Source organism: Streptomyces globisporus C-1027 (genome assembly GCF_000261345.2).
GTDB lineage: Bacteria > Actinomycetota > Actinomycetes > Streptomycetales > Streptomycetaceae > Streptomyces > Streptomyces pakalii.
Map to the genome: position 1 here is coordinate 7,400,846 of NZ_CP013738.1, position 18,502 is coordinate 7,419,347.

Annotated in this window: 13 protein-coding genes; 2 read left to right on the forward strand and 11 right to left on the reverse strand. The window is 69.3% G+C overall.

Annotation, left to right across the window (positions count from 1 at the left end; genetic code table 11):
• Positions 1-20: 20 nt before the first annotated feature.
• Complete coding sequence (locus WQO_RS32715) at positions 21-671, forward strand: hypothetical protein (RefSeq protein ID WP_010059230.1); 651 nt, start codon at positions 21-23, stop codon at positions 669-671.
• A gap of 113 nt (positions 672-784) precedes the next feature.
• Complete coding sequence (htpG, locus tag WQO_RS32720) at positions 785-2,701, forward strand: molecular chaperone HtpG (RefSeq protein ID WP_010059232.1); 1,917 nt, start codon at positions 785-787, stop codon at positions 2,699-2,701.
• A 199-nt stretch (positions 2,702-2,900) separates the two neighbouring features.
• Here the strand turns inward: htpG and WQO_RS32725 are convergent, their stop codons facing one another.
• The 11 genes from WQO_RS32725 to dnaK form a co-directional block, all read right to left on the reverse strand.
• The gene (locus WQO_RS32725) at positions 2,901-5,072 is read right to left on the reverse strand and encodes an FUSC family protein (protein ID WP_010059234.1); all 2,172 of its coding nucleotides are present in this window, start codon (positions 5,070-5,072) and stop codon (positions 2,901-2,903) included.
• 145 nt (positions 5,073-5,217) lie between these two features.
• On the reverse strand, positions 5,218-6,339 hold the full coding sequence (locus WQO_RS32730; protein WP_010059236.1) for a hypothetical protein: 1,122 nt from the start codon (positions 6,337-6,339) through the stop codon (positions 5,218-5,220).
• A gap of 189 nt (positions 6,340-6,528) precedes the next feature.
• Complete coding sequence (uvrA, locus tag WQO_RS32735) at positions 6,529-8,991, reverse strand: excinuclease ABC subunit UvrA (protein ID WP_010059237.1); 2,463 nt, start codon at positions 8,989-8,991, stop codon at positions 6,529-6,531.
• Positions 8,992-9,080: 89 nt separating this feature from the next.
• Positions 9,081-10,841, reverse strand: a complete 1,761-nt coding sequence (locus tag WQO_RS32740) for an FAD-dependent oxidoreductase (RefSeq protein ID WP_010059238.1) — start codon at positions 10,839-10,841, stop codon at positions 9,081-9,083.
• Positions 10,841-11,104, reverse strand: coding sequence for a UBP-type zinc finger domain-containing protein (locus WQO_RS35440; RefSeq protein WP_010059239.1), 264 nt, complete (start codon positions 11,102-11,104; stop codon positions 10,841-10,843). Before WQO_RS35440 ends, WQO_RS32740 begins: the two co-directional genes overlap by 1 nt.
• A 65-nt stretch (positions 11,105-11,169) precedes the next feature.
• A complete protein-coding gene (gene trxA / locus WQO_RS32745) occupies positions 11,170-11,628 on the reverse strand; it encodes a thioredoxin (RefSeq protein WP_010059240.1) in 459 nt (152 codons plus the stop codon).
• Positions 11,625-14,264: an ATP-dependent chaperone ClpB gene (gene clpB / locus WQO_RS32750; RefSeq protein WP_010059241.1), complete on the reverse strand. Its 2,640-nt coding sequence runs from the start codon at positions 14,262-14,264 to the stop codon at positions 11,625-11,627. The genes trxA and clpB overlap by 4 nt, the downstream gene beginning before the upstream one ends.
• Positions 14,255-14,665: a chaperone modulator CbpM gene (locus tag WQO_RS32755; RefSeq protein ID WP_010059242.1), complete on the reverse strand. Its 411-nt coding sequence runs from the start codon at positions 14,663-14,665 to the stop codon at positions 14,255-14,257. The genes clpB and WQO_RS32755 overlap by 10 nt, the downstream gene beginning before the upstream one ends.
• Positions 14,662-15,615, reverse strand: a complete 954-nt coding sequence (locus WQO_RS32760; protein ID WP_010059243.1) for a DnaJ C-terminal domain-containing protein — start codon at positions 15,613-15,615, stop codon at positions 14,662-14,664. Before WQO_RS32760 ends, WQO_RS32755 begins: the two co-directional genes overlap by 4 nt.
• A 6-nt stretch (positions 15,616-15,621) precedes the next feature.
• Positions 15,622-16,227, reverse strand: a complete 606-nt coding sequence (locus WQO_RS32765; protein ID WP_029182161.1) for a nucleotide exchange factor GrpE — start codon at positions 16,225-16,227, stop codon at positions 15,622-15,624.
• Positions 16,228-16,234: 7 nt separating this feature from the next.
• On the reverse strand, positions 16,235-18,130 hold the full coding sequence (gene dnaK / locus WQO_RS32770; RefSeq protein WP_010059246.1) for a molecular chaperone DnaK: 1,896 nt from the start codon (positions 18,128-18,130) through the stop codon (positions 16,235-16,237).
• Between the last annotated feature and the right edge of the window lie 372 nt (positions 18,131-18,502).

Sequence of the window (18,502 nt, forward strand, 5' to 3'; positions counted from 1 at the left end):
GACATTCCGAGGAGGTGTCCGTGACCGCAGCCGATCAGCCGCCCGCGACCAGCACCGAGGCCCACAGCCCGGCATCCTTCCTGGCCGCCGTGTCAGCCCTGGCCGCCATGGACGAAGCCTTGCGCGGTGCCCATGACGACACTCCCGACGCCGCCGTGCCCGGCCCTGAGCAGGCCCTGGCCTCCCTGATGCTGCTGCGGCAGGTGCGCGAGCAGCTCGCCGGCTGGGAGACCGGTCTGATCGAGACCGCCCGCCACGCAGGTGCCAGCTGGGCCGACCTGGCCCACCCCCTCGGCGTGGCCAGCCGCCAAGCAGCCGAACGCCGCTACCTGCGCGGCCGGCCCGGCCCGGCGGGCGCCACCGGAGAGCAGCGCGTGCAGGCGACCCGCCGGCGCCGCGCCGCCGACCGCTCCGCCGCCACCTGGGCCCGCGCCAACTCAGCCGACCTGCGCCGTGTCGCCGGACAGATCACCGCGCTTGCCCATCTCACGCCCGAAGCCCGCTCGGCCCAGGCCGCTGTGCACACCGCTCTGGGCTCCGGTGACGCCGCAGAACTCATCGCACCCCTGACCGACATGCGGCCTCATCTGGACGCCCGCCACTCCGGTCTCGTCGACTCCCTGGACGCCCTCGAAGCCCAGCGCATCACGACAGCCTCTGACGAAGACTGACCCGCTCCCGCAGAGCCGCCATCCGCCGCGGGGCCTCCCGCCAGCGCAGCACCCGACGACGGCCCCGTGCCCGAGTCCCATCCGTATCCGACCTTCCGCTGAAAGGACCCTGCATGCCCAGCAGCGTTGAGACGCTCGAATTCCAGGCAGAGACCCGCCAATTGCTCCGCCTGGTGATCCACTCCATCTACTCGAACAAAGACATCTTCCTGCGCGAGCTGATCTCGAACGCCTCCGACGCCCTGGACAAGCTGAGGCTGGAGTCGCTGACCGGCAGCCTCGCCGAAGTCGACGCCGGTGACCTGCACATCTCGCTCGAGGTCGACAGGGACGCCCGCACTTTGACCGTCCGCGACAACGGTATCGGCATGACCCGCGACGACCTCGTGGAGCTGATCGGCACGATCGCCAAGTCCGGCACCGCCGGGCTCCTGCAAAAGATCAAGGAGTCCAATGACGCCGTAACCGCGGAGAGCCTGATCGGGCAGTTCGGTGTCGGCTTCTACTCGGCCTTCATGGTCGCCGACAAGGTCACCATGCGCACGCGTCGCGCCGGCACCGACTCCGGTACCCGGTGGGAGTCCGACGGCGAGGGCTCCTACACCATCCAGGAGGACGAGGGCCTCCCTGTCGGCACCTCGGTCACCCTGCACCTCAAGCCCGCCGACAGCGAGGACGGACTCGCCGACTACCTTTCCGAATCGAAGATCCGGCAGATCGTCAAACGCTACTCGGACTTCATCCGCTGGCCCATCCGCATGGCCCCCGACCGGACCGACGCCGACGGCGAAACCACCTCCGAACTCGACACCCTCAACTCGATGAAGGCGCTGTGGGCCCGGTCCCGCAGCGAGGTGACCGAGGACGAGTACAACGAGTTCTACCAGCAGATCAGCCACGACTGGCTGCCCCCGGCCGAGACGATCCACATGCGCGCCGAAGGCACCTTCGAATACGAAGCGCTGCTGTTCATCCCCTCACAGGCCCCCCTCGACCTGTACTCCCGCGAGTCCAAGTCCGGCGTGCAGCTCTATGTCAAGCGCGTGTTCATCATGGACGACTGCGAAGCGCTCATGCCCAACTACCTGCGCTTCGTCAAGGGTGTCGTGGACGCCCACGACCTGTCGCTGAACGTCTCCCGCGAGCTCCTCCAGCACGACCGCCAGATCCAAGGCGTACGCCGACGCCTGGTCAAGAAGGTCCTCGCAGCAGTGAAGGACATGCAGGCCAAGGACGCCGAGCGCTACACGAAGGTCTGGGCCCAGTTCGGCCGGGCGTTGAAGGAGGGCCTGCTCGAGGACACGGACAACACCGAGACCCTGCTGGAGCTGGTGTCGGCCGCTTCCACCAACGACCCGGAGCGGACCACCACACTGCGCCAGTACGTCGAGCGCATGAAGGACGGCCAGGACACCATTTACTACCTGACCGGGGAGACCCGCGCCATGGTGGAGAACTCCCCGCACATGGAAGCCTTCGCCGCAAAGGGCTTCGAGGTGCTCATCTTCACCGACCCCATCGACGAGGTATGGGTCGACCAGGTCCCCGCTTTCGACGGCCATCGTCTGCAGTCCATCGCGAAGGGTCAGATCGACCTCGACGGAACCTCCGACGGAGAGGGGGAAACCGACACCCACAGGGCCCAGCGCGAGCAGGACTTGGCCGGACTGCTGACCTGGCTGAGCACCGCCCTGTCCGACCACGTCAAGCAGGTCCGCCTGTCATCCCGCCTGACCACCTCGGCAGCCTGCATCGTTGGTGACGCCCACGACGTGACGCCCACCCTGGAGAAGATGTACCGGGCCATGGGCCAGCAGATGCCCACTACCAGGAGGATCCTGGAACTCAACCCCGCACACCCTCTGATCACCAGCCTGCGCACCGCGCACGAAACCAACGCCGACGACACCGCCTTGACGGAGATCGCCGAGCTGATCTACGGCAGCGCGCTGCTCGCCGAAGGAGGGGACCTGCCCGATCCGGCCCGCTTCACCCGACTGCTCACCGAGCACCTGACCCGCACCCTGTAACCACGGAAGCATCCAAGGCCGGACGGGGCGGAGGCGCGCCCCGGCCGGCGACCGACCGGTCCAACGACGTGAGCCGGGTATCGCAAAAGCGGCCGCGGTACCCGCGCACCCGGCGAAGTTCAGGTCGGGTCGGGTCGGCGGAAATACACGGCCGACGCAGCTCGATGCGCTCGAGACCAAGGCTCGGTCGGCGCAGCGGTCACCCATCCCGGTGCCCGGCTTCCGGACCATCGCCTTGAGACTCCACCGCTTCGCGCACTCGCTGGTCCTCGCGCAAAGAGCTGACATCGCGCTCCAAGGGCGTGCGGCTCACCGCTGTCGCAAGCTCTTCCAAGGCATGCTTCTGCAGAGCTGCCTCTCCCCGTAGCGCTGGGCTCCGGACACCGGCTCTTCCCCATGCGCGGAGGGCCTTCTCCACGCGTGCCCAGTTCGGGTCCCTGCTCTCGCGCACAGCGGCTGCCGCCTGCTCCGTGTCCGATTCCATAGCTTCGGCCAACTCCTCCAACTCGGGAGCGGACGGGTTCTCGTCGTGCGGGACGCGGCCCTCCATGAGCGTTGCTGCTCTGCCGAAACCTTCGAGCGCCTTCTCAGCGTCCTTCGCCTCTTGCGCGGTCAGGCCCCTGGGGCGGACCGGTTCCCGTAGTGCCCGGTCGTATGCCTCCTGCCAGGCCGTGCGGGCTCTTCTGCTCGCCAGTTGGGCGCTGCGCATGTCGGCCCGGCGGGCCGTGGTCGGTTCGGCGAAGTGGCGGAGCACGGCCGCCGCATGGCGGCCGTTGGCGGCAAGCCAGTCCGCCAGCCGCTCCCGTAGCCGGGGCGTCTCCCACGCGGGAAAGACCGCGTAGGCCAGCATGGCCAGTGCTCCACCGAGGAGAGTGAGGATCATCCGCTCCGGAACCGTCTGTTCCCATGCCTGGCCGCCCATGCCGAGCAAGAAGACGACGTAGGCGGCGGTGAAGCACTGGGAGTAGGCGTAACCCGTACGGGTCAGGGTGTACGAGAGGCCCGCCGAGACCACCGCCAGCGCACCGAAGAGACGGGCATCCGGGCCCAGGGCTTCAACGGCTCCGGTGGCGAGCACGACACCCACCAGAGTCCCGGCGAGACGAGCGACCGCGCGCGCGTACGTCCGGTGGAAGTCCGGGCGCATCACCATGACCGAGGCGATGGGCGCCCAGTAGCCGTGCCCCAGGGGCAGCTGTGCGGCGATGAGGTAGCCGAGCGTGGCCACCGCCGCCAGCCGAACGGCATGCCGGAGGACGGGCGAGTCGCGTCGGAGCTCACGGCGGACCGCCCGTGCGACGACCGGGAAAAGCCGGAACATGGTCGGGCGCTCGAGGAAATCGATGCCTGCGCCTCCGTGGTACACAGGCGTCCTTCCGCGCGCGTTGCCGCACTCGGCGATCTCCAGAGCCTCGCAGAGCAGTGTCCTGAGCGTTTCGGCGGCCTGCCTGGCCGGACCGTCGAGCACCTCGTGCTCCGTGCCTTCTCGCAGGAGCTCCGAGGTTCTGGGCGGCACCTCGACGGCGGTGCCTCGCCGGATCGACCGGGCGGCCGCATCCAACACCTCAGCGGCCGCGTCGAGTAGTTCCCGCGCGCGGTCCCGCCCGGGACCCTCGGCAGGGGCGCCGATGTCGGGGTCGGCCAGCGCGGCAATGGCCGGCACCATGCGTTCGGCAACTCCTCGCGGACCGTGCAGGGCGACGGGGCGCGTACGTGCCTGAGAGGGCGTCACCGCCGCCGCGTCCCGGGCTGTCATCAAGGGCTCGGGGTCGAACCCGGCCGTCGGGTCGTGCCGGAGCCGACGGGCATAGTCCGCCACGGCGGCCAGAGCGTCGGCGAGCGCGTCCCGATGCGCCCCCCATCGGCGGACCGGGAACAGCAGGATCAGTACTGCCTGCACCACTCCGCCGAGCGCGATGATCCCGGCGTGCTCCAGGGCCCGTCCGGCGCTCGTGGGCAGGGTGATGGTCACCAGCATGCTGCCGACGGTCGTCGCCGCGACGATCCCAGCGGTCGATCCGACGGCCCACGCCAGCCCCGCCCCGAAGGCCCAGAGGGCCAGCAGCGGAAGGAACGTCACGAGGTGCCCCGCCGCCAGGTACCCCGCCAGGGTGCTGAGCGCCAGCCCCGCGCCCGCGCCGAGCGCGATCACCTTGCGTGGGCGCCAGGCACGCTGGAAGGTGGCCCCGCCCGCGGAGAAGGCGCCGAGGGCCGCGGATGCGGCGTACGCGGGGGAGCCGAGCCACAGCGCCGGCCCGACGAGGAGCGCCACGCCGGCGGCCGCGCGCAGAGCGAGCAGGGGCTCCAGGCGCGTCTCCTCGATGCTGAGCCCGGATCGGAGGACATCCCTCAAGGCCCTCGGCCACGTCATGGGTGCGGGCCCAGCCGGAAGGTCGTTTCAGCTCGCGTCGGCCGGATCGCCGGAGCCACCATCATGTTCATCTCATCATCGCCGAGGAGAGGGGCGGGGCAGGCCGTGTGCCGTCGCCACCGGTGCGTGTGCATCGTGCCTGCGGCTAGCCATCATGCTCGCCCTGGAGCATGTGTCGACGTTCCTGTTCGCGCGTCGAATAGGCCGCTGCTCGGATCGCCTCGTCGCTCTCCAGCCCCGACCCCAGTGCGCCGCCCACTGTGGCAATCGAAGCCACGAACCATGACAGCGTGCAGTAGTTCTGCGCGTTCAGCGGATGCCGGGTCGCGGAGGCGAACACGTGGCCGTTGAGTACGAAGAGCGCCCACACGAAGCTGACGGCCATCAGGCCGACGTAGCAGACGAGCGCCCCGATGGTCACGGTCACCAGGGTCGACGTGTTGTAGAGAACCGATCGCTGTCTCGCTTCCGGCGATCCTTCCGTTGTGCGATGCCACAGGTTCGCGTCCACGATCAGCCAGCCGATCATGAGCCCGACGGAACCGACCGTGGCGACGATCAGGCGTGGCGTGCCCAGGGAGGTGGCCAGGCTCCAGACGGTGTCGTCCACCGTGGCGATGGCTCCCGTGGCGAGTGCGGCGGCCAGGGCTTTGGACAGCCCCGGGACCAGCCGCCACGGCCGGTTGGCGCGGACCATGCCGACGAGCAATTTGAGGTAGCCGCGCGGGCCGTCGGCGACGTAGCGCAGATCGGCGAGCTCCTCCTCGTCGACAGTGCCCGGGCGGATGGGCGCGAGGAGACCGGCGAAGGGGCCGAGCGGCGGTCGGTTACAGGCAGCTCGTTCACCTCCGAGGGACCGCGACCCGGCCAGGCTGAGCACGGCTTCTTCCACGACCCGCCGTGCCTTTCCCTGCAACCGCCAGCCCCCCAGGGACGGAAGGGACAGCAACGCCGTCCCGTGTTCGTGGCTCAGATCCACGACAAGCCTTCGCCTGTGCGAGTGCAGCGGAAGGTCGGTGAGGGCCACGACGATGTCCCAGCTCTCCGCACTTCCGTCCTCCACGATCCGGCGCATCAACGTGGACGGGTCCTCGGCGTCCGCGGTGAAGGGTCTGCTGACCACCTCGACAGCGAACCGTCTCTGCCGGCCGGACTTCTCGGCGAGCCGGGCGGGAAGGGTCCGTGCCAGGCGCTTCGCGACCACGGTCGGCGCGTCCGGGTCCGCGAGGAGAACGACCACCGTGACGACCTGCGACGACGCTTGCATGACTGCATCCTTCTCGTTGTCCGTCCCCGCGACCGCAAATGCCCACAGAATGCCTCCGGCGTGGCGTCGGCCACGCGATGACACGCTGGCCCCGGCCGGGCGGTACGGGCGGAGCGGCCGGATTTCCGTCGTTCTGCCCCCTACGGGGCCTGCTATCCGTGACGGGTGATCAGCCCTCTCGGACCATCGTCAGGAGCGCGCGAGCCGGGCCGCTAGATAGGGCGCGGTGGCGCTGCGGCGGGCCTTCGCGACCTTGGCCGGCGGGCCCGCCGCGACCACCCGCCCGCCGGTGTCGCCGCCGCCCGGCCCGAGGTCGATGACCCAGTCGGCCGTGACGATCGTGTCCAGGTCGTGCTCGACGAGGACGACCGTGTTGCCCGCGTCGACGAGCCGGTGCAGCTGCCGCAGCAGCAGTGCGATGTCCGAGGGGTGCAGGCCCGCCGTCGGTTCGTCGAGCAGGTAGAGCGCGTGGCCACGGCGGGCGCGTTGCAGTTCGGTGGCCAGTTTGATGCGTTGGGCCTCACCGCCGCTGAGCTCCGTTGCGGGCTGCCCCAACCGCAGGTACCCCAGGCCCACCTCGCGCAACGTATCCAGACTGCGGGCGGCGGCCGGTACGGCGGAAAGGAACTCGGCGGCGTCGTCGACGGACATCGCCAGTACGTCCGCGATGTTCTTGCCGCGGTAGGTGACTTCCAGTGTTTCGGCGTTGTACCGGGCGCCCTGGCAGGTCGGGCAGGGTGCGTAGGTACCGGGCAGGAACAGCAGTTCCACCGCGACGAACCCTTCGCCCTGGCAGGTCTCGCACCGGCCCTCGGGCACGTTGAAGGAGAACCTGCCGGCCGTGTAGCCGCGCGCCCTGGCCACATCGGTCGACGCGTACAGCTTGCGCACCGCGTCGAACATCCCCGTGTACGTGGCCAGATTGGACCGGGGAGTACGCCCGATGGGCCGTTGGTCGACCCGGACCAGCCGGTCGAACGACTCGACGCCCGACGCGTCCTGGACGTCGACCTCCAGTCGCGCCTCGTCCGTCTCCTCGGGGGTTAGTCCGAGGTGATCCCGGACGACCTCGGCGAGCACCTGCGTGACCAGCGTCGACTTTCCGGAACCGGACACACCCGTCACCGCCGTCAGTACGCACAGCGGTACGTCCACGGACATGTCACGCAGATTGTGGCGGGACACGCCGCTCAGGTGCAGCCAGCCGTGCGGTGTGCGCGGCCGGTGTTCGAGTGGCTCGGCGCGCCCGAACAGATACCGGCTCGTGGCCGACTCCTCCACCTGCTCAAGACCGGCGACGGGGCCGCTGTACAGCACGCGCCCGCCGCCCTCACCGGCGCCGGGGCCGATGTCGACCACCCAGTCGGCCCGCCGTACGACGTCCATGTCGTGCTCCACGACGAACAGAGAGTTGCCCGCTGCCTTGAGGCGCTCCAGCACGTCCAGCAGCGGTTCCGCGTCAGCCGGGTGCAGGCCCGCGGAGGGTTCGTCGAGGACGTACACGACGCCGAACAGCCCCGAGCGCAGTTGTGTGGCGATCCGTAGGCGTTGCGCCTCGCCGGGCGACAGGGTCGTCGAGCGGCGCCCGAGGCTGAGATATCCCAGGCCCAGGTCGAGCAGTACGGCCACCCGCGCGACCAGATCGCCGCAGATCCGGACCGCGACCTCGGTCGTTTCCCCGGACCGGGCGGTTGAAGTGGTGGCGTCGGCCTCGGGCCGCCGTGCGACGGGCCGCAGCAGCGCCGCGACCTCGGTGAGCGGCATCGCGTTGACTTCGGCGATGGACCGTCCGGCGAAGGTCACGGCGAGCGCCTCGGGACGCAGTCCGCTGCCGTGGCACTCGGGGCAGGGCACGCTTCTGACGAACCGGAGCGCCCGTTCGCGCATCTTCTCGCTCTTGGAGTCGGCAAGGACGTGCATGATGTGCTTGCGGGCGCTCCAGAACTTGCCCTGGTAGCCGTAGTCGACGCGGTCCTCCTCCGGCTCGATGTAGACGGAGGGCTGTTCGTCCGTGTAGAGCAACCAGTCCCGGTCCTTCTTCTTCAGCCTGCGCCACGGTCGGTCGATGTCGATCCCCAGGCCATTGACGATGCTGCGCAGGTTGGCCCCCTGCCAGGCGCCCGGCCAAGCGGCGATCGCCCCCTCGCGGATACTCAGCGAGAGGTCCGGGACAAGGAGGTCCTCGGCGACATCGTGGACAACGCCCAGTCCGTGGCACTCCGGGCAGGCCCCGGCCGCGGTGTTCGGTGAGAACGACTCGGCGTCCAGCCGCGCGGCCCCGGGCGGATAGGTGCCGGCGCGGGAGTACAGCATGCGCAGCAGATTGGACAGTGTGGTGATGGTGCCGACCGTTGAGCGCGAACTGGGAGCCCCACGGCGCTGTTGCAGGGCCACAGCCGGTGGCAGTCCGGTGATTTCCTGCACGTGCGGCGCACCGACCTGCTGCAACAGCCTCCGGACGTACGGTGCCACGGACTCGAAGTAGCGCCGCTGCGCCTCGGCGTAGAGCGTGCCGAACGCGAGCGAGGACTTGCCGGACCCGGAGACACCCGTGAAGGCGACCATCGCGTCCCGCGGAAGATCGACATCGATGTTCCGCAGGTTGTTCTCACTGGCACCCCGGACCTGCACGAAGGGGTCGATCGCGTCCATGTCCACCCTTCCTGAGTACCTGATCGCGCAGGGAACCGCGCGACGGGAGTCGGCGAGCGGTTTCCTTTCCGACTCTGAGGATCCAAGGATCAGCGCCGAGGCGGGGACCGGTCCGCCTCCGGTCGAGGCCGCTCCGGACCTGTGGTGCCGCCGCGGACGAGGTTGCCGGCATTCTCCCGGTGCTCGTGCACGAGGCGGATCGCCATGGCGCCTTCACCGGCGGCCGAGACAACTCGTTTGACCGAGCCGTTCCTCACATCCCCGGCTGCGAAGACCCCGGGAAGGCTGGTCTCCAGCAGCAAGGGAGCACGGCCGAGTGAGTCCCACCGGGTCGCGTCGGCAGCAGCCTGGGCGTCAGCCCCCGTCAGGACGAAGCCCTTCTCGTCCAGGGCGAGGGCTCCCCGCAGCCACTCGGTGCGCGGGCGGGCCCCGATGAACACGAACAGCGCGGCGGCCCGCAGCGGGCGGCGCTCACCGCGGGTGTTGTCCTCGACGCTCAGCAACTCCAGTTTGTCCTTCCCGGAGACGCCCCGGACTTCGGTGTTGAGGAGCACCTCGATCCTCGGATGACGTTCGACCTGGTCCACCAGGTAACGGGACATGTCCGCGTTGAGGTCGCCGCCCCGGACGAGGAGGTGGACTCCGGAAGCGTGTTGGGCCAGGAACAGCGCCGCCTGGCCCGCGGAGTTGCCCCCGCCGACCACCGCGACCGGGTCCGCCTCGCAGAGACTCGCCTCGTGCACGGTCGCCGCGTAGTAGACGCTGATGCCCTCAAGCCGCTCGATGCCGGGCACCTCGAGCCTGCGGTACCGGACACCCGAGGCGAGCACCACGGCGCCCGCCCGGACGTGGGACCCGTCCGTGAAGGAGACCACGTACTCGTCGTCCTGCGGGACGAGTCGGTCGGCCTGGGCCGGCACCATGAGACGGGCGCCGAATTTGTGGGCCTGGAGCACCGCGCGTTCGGCGAGCTCGCCTCCGGAGATGCCGGAGGGGAAGCCGAGGTAGTTCTCGATGCGGGAGGAAGTGCCTGCCTGGCCTCCCGTGGCAACGGCGTCCACGGAGATCGTGGTCAGGCCGTCGGATGCGCCGTACACAGCTGCGGCGAGTCCCGCGGGGCCCGCGCCGACCACCATCACATCGCACTGGGAGACCCGCTCCGAGGGGGCGGTCAGTCCGATGAGGGCCGCGAGTTCGGCGTTGCTCGGATTGCGGAGAACTCGCTCGCCTTTCCACAGGACGACCGGAGTTTCTTCCGGGCGGACGGAGAACCGGCGCAGCAGCGCCTCAGCTTCCTTGTCCCTCTCCAGATCCAGCCAGCGGTGGGGGAGCCGGTTGCGGGCGGCGAACTCCCGCAGCCGCCTCGTGTCCCGTGAGTAGCACGATCCCAGGATGCGGAAACCCGCGCCGAGGCCGATGAGGAGATACCGGCGGCCCAGGTAGGCCCGGAGGATCAGGTCACCGAGTACGGGGTCGCGGCCGATCAAGGTGCGCTGGCGCTCCACCGGCACGGCGAGGATCTCGCCGGCCTCGCGGACCACCGCGGTGTCGAAGGCGGCCTGCCCTTCCAGCATCCCCAGCTCACCCAGGAACCGGCCGGACCCGTGCCGTGCCACCGTGCGCTCCTCCGGGCCACCGTGGTCCTGCAGGATCTCGACGGTGCCGCCGAGGATCGCCAGGAACTCCCGGAACGGCTCTCCCTCCCGGTACAGCACCTCGCCTTCCGTGGTCCTTCGGCGCTCGCCGTGCGCGGTCAGGTTCTGAAGCTGTTCCGGTGTCAGGCGGGGGAACGCTCCGTACCGGTCCGGTGTCTCACGGACCGCACCATTCTCGTGCTGCGCCGTGCTCATCAGACCAGAGCCTCGTGAACGTAGCACCAGCGCCAGTCCTCTCCCGGTTGGAAGGACTGCACGATGGGGTGCCCGGCACCGCCGGCGTGTCCCCGAGCGTGTTTGAGGGGTGAGGAATCGCAACAACCGACGTGCCCGCAGGTGAGACAGAGGCGAAGGTGCACCCACGGGGAGTGCACCTTCAGGCACTCCTCACAACCCTGCGGGGTGCGCGGTATGACTGGTCGCACCATTGCGAGGTGCGGATCCGGGATCGTGGTCATGACGTTCTCCTCTCGTGTACTGCGCTACCCCGGGGTTCGGGGACCCCCGTGGTAACCGGGCGCACTCAATGACTCGCAGTGGTCCGCCGGTCTTCCAGGGCTTGTTCGATCCACTGCCGCAGGGCGTGGGCCGGTGCCGCACCGGCCTGTCGGGCGACCGTCTCCCCGTGGTCCTGGACGAGCAGCGTGGGCACTGCCTGCACCTCGAACCGCTGACTGACTCCCGGGTTCTGGTCGATGTCGACCTTGACGAGCTTGATCCGTCCGGCGAGGTCGCGGGCTACCTGTTCGAGGGCGGGGCTGACCATGCGACAGGGGCCGCACCAGGTGGCCCACAGATCCACGACGACAGGTTGGACCGCGTTGTCGGCGACTTCGGCGAAGTCGTCGTCACCCGCGTCGACGACCCAGGGCAGCGGCTGCTTGCAGTGGCCGCATGTGGGGCGTCCCTCGGCGGCGACAGGAATGCGGTTGTCACGCCCGCAGTGCGGGCAGGTCACCGTTGTCGTACGTGTGGTGTTCACGCTGCCCTCGCTTCCCGGTCTTCTTCGGGCCGGTCGTAGGTGACCAGCAGCTCTCCGTGTTCGGCGTCGACACGGATGGTCGCGCCGTCCTGGACGTCCCCCCGCAGCAGAGCTCGTCCGACCAGCGTCTCCACCTCGTGGGAGATGTACCGTCGCAGCGGCCTGGCCCCGTACACCGGGTCGTAGCCCTGGTGGGAGATCACCTTTCGCGCTGCATCGGTGAGCTCCACGTCGATGCGGCGCTCCGCCAGCCGCTGCCGCAGTTCGTCGAACTGCAGCTCAACGATCCGCTCGATCTGACGCTCGCCCAACGGCCTGAACAACACGATGTCGTCGACGCGGTTGAGGAACTCCGGGCGGAAGTGCCCACGCAGCTCGCCCATCACCAGGGCGCGGGCCTCGGGTTTGATCTCGCCCTCCACGGTGGCGCCGTCGAGGAGGTGCTCGGAGCCGATGTTGGACGTCATGATGATCACGGTGTTGCGGAAGTCGACGGTGCGGCCCTGCGCATCGGTGATGCGGCCGTCGTCGAGGATCTGCAGCAGGGTGTTGAAGACGTCGCTGTGTGCCTTCTCGATCTCGTCGAACAGCACGACCGAGTACGGCTTGCGGCGTACGGCCTCGGTGAGCTGGCCGCCTTCCTCGTAGCCGACGTATCCGGGCGGTGCGCCCATGAGCCGGCTGACGGTGTGCCGCTCCTGGTACTCACTCATGTCGAGGCGGACCATGTTGTCCTCGGAGTCGAACAGCGCCCGGGCGAGAGTCTTGGTCAGCTCGGTCTTCCCGACGCCGGTGGGGCCGAGGAAGATGAAGGAACCGATGGGCCGGCGAGGGTCGCGAATGCCGGAGCGGGCGCGGATGATGGCGTCGGCGACGAGCTTGACGGCCTCGTCCTGGCCGACGACGCGCTCGCGGAGGATCTCGTCGAGGCGCAGCAGCTTGTCGCGTTCGCCTTCCTGCAGGCGGGCGACCGGGATACCGGTCCAGGCGGCGACGATCTCCGCGATCTCCTCTTCGGTGACCACCTCGCGCAGCAGACGGTTCTGTCCCTGCCGGGTGGCCAGCTGCTCCTCCTCCGCTGCGAGTCGGCGCTCCAGGTCCTGGAGGCGGCCGTACCGCAGCTCGGCGGCACGGTTGAGGTCGTAGGCCCGTTCGGCCTCCTCCGCGTCGTGGCGGACCTGCTCCAGGTCCTTGCGCAGTTCCTGCACCCGCCGGATCGCCTGCCGTTCGGCCTCCCACTGAGCGTGCTTCGCGTCGGCCTCACCGCGCAGGTCGGCCAGTTCCTTGCGCAGCTCCTCCAGGCGGGCTTGGCTCGCTGGGTCGGATTCCTTGGAGAGGGCGGCTTCCTCGATCTCCAGGCGGGTGACGCGGCGGGTGATCTCGTCGAGTTCGGCAGGCATGGAGTCGATCTCGGTACGCAGCCGGGCGCAGGCCTCGTCGACGAGGTCGATGGCCTTGTCGGGCAGGAATCGATCGGTGATGTAGCGGTGGCTGAGGGTGGCGGCGGAGACCAGTGCGGTGTCCTGGATCTTGACGCCGTGGAAGACCTCCAGGCGCTCACGCAACCCACGCAGAATGGAGATGGTGTCCTCGACGCTGGGCTCGTCGACCAGGACCTGCTGGAACCGTCGTTCCAGCGCGGCGTCCTTTTCGATGTGTTTGCGGTACTCGTCGAGGGTGGTGGCGCCGATCATGTGCAGTTCGCCGCGGGCAAGCATCGGCTTGAGCATGTTCCCCGCGTCCATGGCCCCTTCGGCGGCGCCCGCACCGACGACGGTGTGCAGTTCGTCGACGAAGAGCAGGATGCCGCCCTGTGCGGCCTTGACCTCGCTGAGCACGGCCTTGAGGCGTTCCTCGAACTCGCCTCGGTACTTGGCGCCGGCGACCAGGGATCCCATGTCGAGGGCGAACACGATCTTGTCGCGGAGTCCCTCGGGGACGTCGCCGCGGACGATGCGCTGGGCGAGGCCCTCGATGATGGCGGTCTTGCCGACACCGGGGTCTCCGATGAGAACCGGGTTGTTCTTGGACTTCCGGCTCAGGATCTGGGTGACGCGGCGGATCTCCGCGTCCCGGCCGATGACCGGGTCGAGCCTGCCCTCCTTGGCCTCGGCCACGAGATCGCGACCGTACTTCTCCAGCGCCTCGTAGGCCACTTCGGGGTTGGCGGAGGTGACCCGCTGATTGCCGCGGACCTGGGTGAGTGCGCCCAGGAACGAGTCCCTGGTGATCCCCGCCTGGTTGAGCAGACGTCCAGCGGCTGTTGATGCCCCCTCTTCGGCCAGGGCGAGCAGGAGGTGCTCCACGGACACGTACTCGTCCTTGAGTCGTTTGGCCTCCCGTTCGGCGGCGTCCAGCAGGCCGGCAAGGCGCTGAGTGACGAAAACCTGGCCGGGTGCCGCACCGGAGCCGGTGACTTTCGGGCGGCGGGAGATCTCCTCGCGCACGGCCGTGCGCAGTTCCGCCGGATCGCTTCCGGCCTGCTGCAGCAGACGTGGGATCAGACCGTCCTCCTGATCGACGAGTGCGAGCAGCAGGTGTTCTCCGTCCACTTCGGTATGCCCCATGCGGCCGGCCACGGACTGGGCCTCCTGGAGGGCTTCCTGGGACTTCTGTGTGAGACGGTTCATGTCCATGGGGGTGTATCACTCCTCGTGCCGCGGCCGCGCAGGGCGGTTTCGAGCAGGCTGATGCGGTCGAGCAGGTCCAGCACCAGTCCGATGGATGCGTAATTGAGGCAGAGTCCGGAGCGCAGCCGCTGGACGCGGGCAAGTACCGCTGGGGCGTCGCGGTCGAAGACCAGGCGGCCGACCGCATCGCGTTCGGCGTCGACAAGCCCGAGGGCGACGAACCGGCGGACCAGTTCCGGATGGAGACGCGATCGGCGGGCAACGGCCTCCAGGGAAAGGCCTGGGACGGGGACGAGCGCATAGCGGACAGTCGCCGGAGCCGTGGCGGCGTGGCCGACGGGCTGGCTCGGTCGGTCGCCGGGACCGGACCGGGCGGTACCCGCCGCTCCCGTGGGTCGATCGGTCATCGGGTCCTCCTGGGGTCGAACGAGGAGGTCGCGGCGAGCTCCTCGAACAGCTCACGCTCCCGGTCACCCAGGGTGGGCGGCACCATGATGCGGAGTTCGGCGTACAGGTCGCCGTGCGCACCACGCGGGTTCGGCATGCCCTCGCCGCGCAACCGCAGCCGTCGGCCGCTGGACGATCCGGCGGGCACGGTGACCTTGGCCGTACCGCCGCCAGGGGTGGGCACCGGCACGGTCGTGCCCAGGGCCGCCTCCCACGGCGAGACCGGGACCTGCACATGGACATCGCGGCCGTCCAGCCGGAACTGGGGATGGGACCGGATGCGCACCCGAAGGTGCAGGTCGCCTGCGGGTGCGGCACCGCTGCCCCGCCCGCCTTCCCCTGCCAGCCGGATGCGCTGCCCGTCGGTGACGCCCGGCGGGACTTCGACCTCGTAGCTCTGCGGCTCACCGGAGGGCCCGGCAAGTGCGACGGTACGGCGGCCACCCTTGTACGCCTCTTCGACGGTGAGTGGCAGTTCGGCCTCCTGGTCGGCTCCCGGTATGCCCGCGGAGCCGGCACCTGCGCCGAAGAGGGACCCGAGCAGGTCCTCGATGTTCACATCCTCGGCCGAGAAGTCCTCGCCGAAGCCGGTGGTGTACCGGGCGCGGGGGCCGCCGGCGCCTGTGGTCCGTCGGGTACGGAATCCGCCGCCCGCTCCGGCAGCGACCCGTTCGTCGTAGTCTTCGGGGATCTTGCGGAAGTCCTCGCCGAAGCGGTCGTAACGTGCCCGGGTCTTCGGATCGGACAGAACGCTGTACGCCTCGTTGAGGTCTTTGAAGCGTTCCTCGGCCGACGGGTCCTTGTTGACGTCGGGATGGTGTCTGCGGGCGAGCTTGCGGTAGGCCTGTTGGATCTCGTCCTGGCTCGCGGTCCGCGACACTCCCAGCACTTCGTAGAAGTCCCGTGCCATGGCCGGTCACTCCCGCTTCGCGACAGTCACGGCGGCGGGCCTGAGCTGCCGATCGCCGTCGCCGTAGCCCGGGCGCAGCACCTGCACGACGGTGCCGGGCTCGATGTCGGGGTCATCGACCACGCTGACGACCTCGTGGTGGGCCGGGTCGAAGACCACTCCGGTCTCCGCGTGCCGCGGGTAGCCGAGCTGTTCGAGGATGCCCACCGCTTGGTCGCGGACTGCCCGGACGCCCTCCACGACCGCACCTGAGTCGGCGTCGGCGTGGGACAGGGCGAGTTCGAGGTTGTCCAGGACGGGCAGGAAGGCGGAGGCCGTACGCGAACGCTCGACCATTCGCTCCCGCTCCAACTCCCTCGCATGACGCTTGCGCAGGTTGTCGAGATCGGCGAGGGCGCGCCGCCAGCGGTCCTCCAGCTCCCGCACCGCGGCCGCGTGCTCGTCTGCCGCGGATGCGGGGCCGGGCGCGTCTGGCCGCGCTTCGTCCTCCGTCTCTTGCGGCCCAGGAGACTGAGGGGGGTGATGCGGCTTCACGTCAGGAGGGCTTGCGGCGTCGCCCGGAGCCTGCCGGGCCGACGAGGCAGGGTCGGATTCTTCGAGGTGGCTGGGCATACCGGCCTCAACCCTTGTCGAACTCGGCGTCGATGACGTCGTCGTCGCTGCCACCGCTCGAGGGAGCATCGGCGGAAGCACCCTGACCCGGGTCGCCCGGGGCGGCAGCACCCGGCTGGGCAGCCAGCCCGGCGAGGATCTGCTGGAGTTCGGATGCCAGTGGCCGCACGCGCTCCACGTCGGCCTCTTCCTTGACTGCCGCCCGGGCATCGGAGATGAGCATCTCGGCACGTGCCCGCTCATGCGCGGGGGCCGCGTCGCCCAGTTCGGCCAGGCGCTTCTCGACCTGGTACGCGACAGCGTCGAGCTCGTTCCGGGCGTCGACGGCTTCGCGGAGCTCCCGGTCCTGGCCCTGGTTGCGCTCGGCCTCCTGCACCATGCGCTCGACCTCGCCGCGGTCCAGGTTGGAGCTCTCGCTGATGGTGATGCCTTGTTCCTTGCCGGTGTCCCCGTCGCGCGCCGTGACATTGAGGATGCCGTTGGCGTCGATGTCGAAGGTGACCTCGATCTGCGGTTCGCCTCGCGGCGCCGGCCGGATGTCGGTGAGCTGGAACCGGCCGAGCACGCGGTTGTCGGCAGCACGCTCGCGCTCACCCTGGAGGACCACCACATCAACGGCCGGTTGGTTGTCGTCGGCGGTGGAGAACGTCTCCGTACGCCGCACCGGGATGGTGGTGTTCCGCTCGATGATCTTCGTCATGACTCCGCCGCGCGTTTCTACGCCCAGGGACAGGGGCGTGACGTCGAGCAGCAGGACGTCCTTGACCTCGCCCTTGAGCACTCCGGCCTGAATCGCGGCGCCCAGGGCCACGACTTCGTCGGGGTTGACGCTCATGTTGGGGTCCTTGCCGCCGGTCAGCCGACGGACCAGGGACTGGACGGCCGGTATCCGGGTGGAGCCGCCCACGAGGATGACCTCGTCGATGTCGCTCTCACCGACCTTGGCATCGGCCATGGCCTGCCGGACCGGGTCCAGGCACCGTTCCACGAGATCGCCGGTGATCTGTTCGAACGTTGAGCGCATGACGGAGTCGGTGAGGTGTTTGGGGCCCGAGGCGTCGGCTGTGATGAACGGCAGGCTGACCTGCGTCTGCGTCACAGAACTGAGCTCGGTCTTGGCCTTCTCCGCGGCCTCGAACAGTCGTTGCAGCGCCTGCGGGTCATTCCGCAGGTCGATGCCGTTCTCCTTCTGGAAGCCGTCCGCGAGATGGTCCACCAGGCGCCGGTCGAAGTCGTCGCCGCCCAGGTGGCTGTCCCCGGCCGTGGAACGCACCTCCACCACGCCGTCGCCGACGTCGAGGATGCTCACGTCGAAGGTGCCGCCGCCCAGGTCGAAGACGAGGACGGTCTCGTGCTCCTTCTTGTCCATGCCGTACGCGAGAGCGGCCGCCGTCGGCTCGTTGATGATCCGCAGCACCTCCAGCCCCGCGATGCGGCCGGCATCCTTGGTGGCGGTTCGCTGGGCGTCGTTGAAGTAGGCGGGGACGGTGATGACCGCCTCCGTGACACGCTCGCCCAGCTGCTTGGAGGCGTCGTCGGCGAGTTTGCGCAGCACCTGTGCGCTGATCTCCTCCGGCGCGTACAGCTTGTCGCGCACTTCGAAGCGGGCAGCCCCGCCGTCGCCCTCGACGACGTCGTACGCCACCGCTTTCGCCTCGTCGGAGATCTCGTCGAAGTGCCGGCCTATGAATCGCTTGGCCGAGTAGATGGTTCCCTTGGGGTTGAGGATCGCCTGGCGCCGGGCCATCTGGCCCACGATGCGCTCCCCTGTGTCGGTGAAGGCGACCACCGACGGTGTCGTGCGGTTGCCCTCGGTATTGGGAACCACGGAGGGCTCGCCGCCCTCCCATGCGGCGATCACCGAGTTGGTGGTGCCGAGGTCTATGCCCACTGCCCTGGCCATGAGGAACTCCTCCCGGTGCTGCGGCTTGCGCCGACTCCCGGTTCGCTGTTGTTCACCGATGGAGAAGACCTCCGCACAGGGCCGCGCCCTCCGGGCTCTCGCACCCGGACCGAACGTCCCGAGCAGGGCCACCGACCGGTAGCGCTGCTCTGCTCCGGATTCCGCCATTTCTGGCGACGTGTACGCGGAGGCTTCCTAGCGCTCCCAGCATGTCGAGCCGATGTGCTCCGCGCCTGCGCCTGGCGGGACCAAAACGCGGGAGCCCACTCGCTCTGCACGTACTAGAGTGAAATTACGGACATTACGCACAGAGTGGCCTCGCGGACAGCGACCCGGAACAGCGTTTGTCCTGCCCTTCGACAGCTCGGGAAC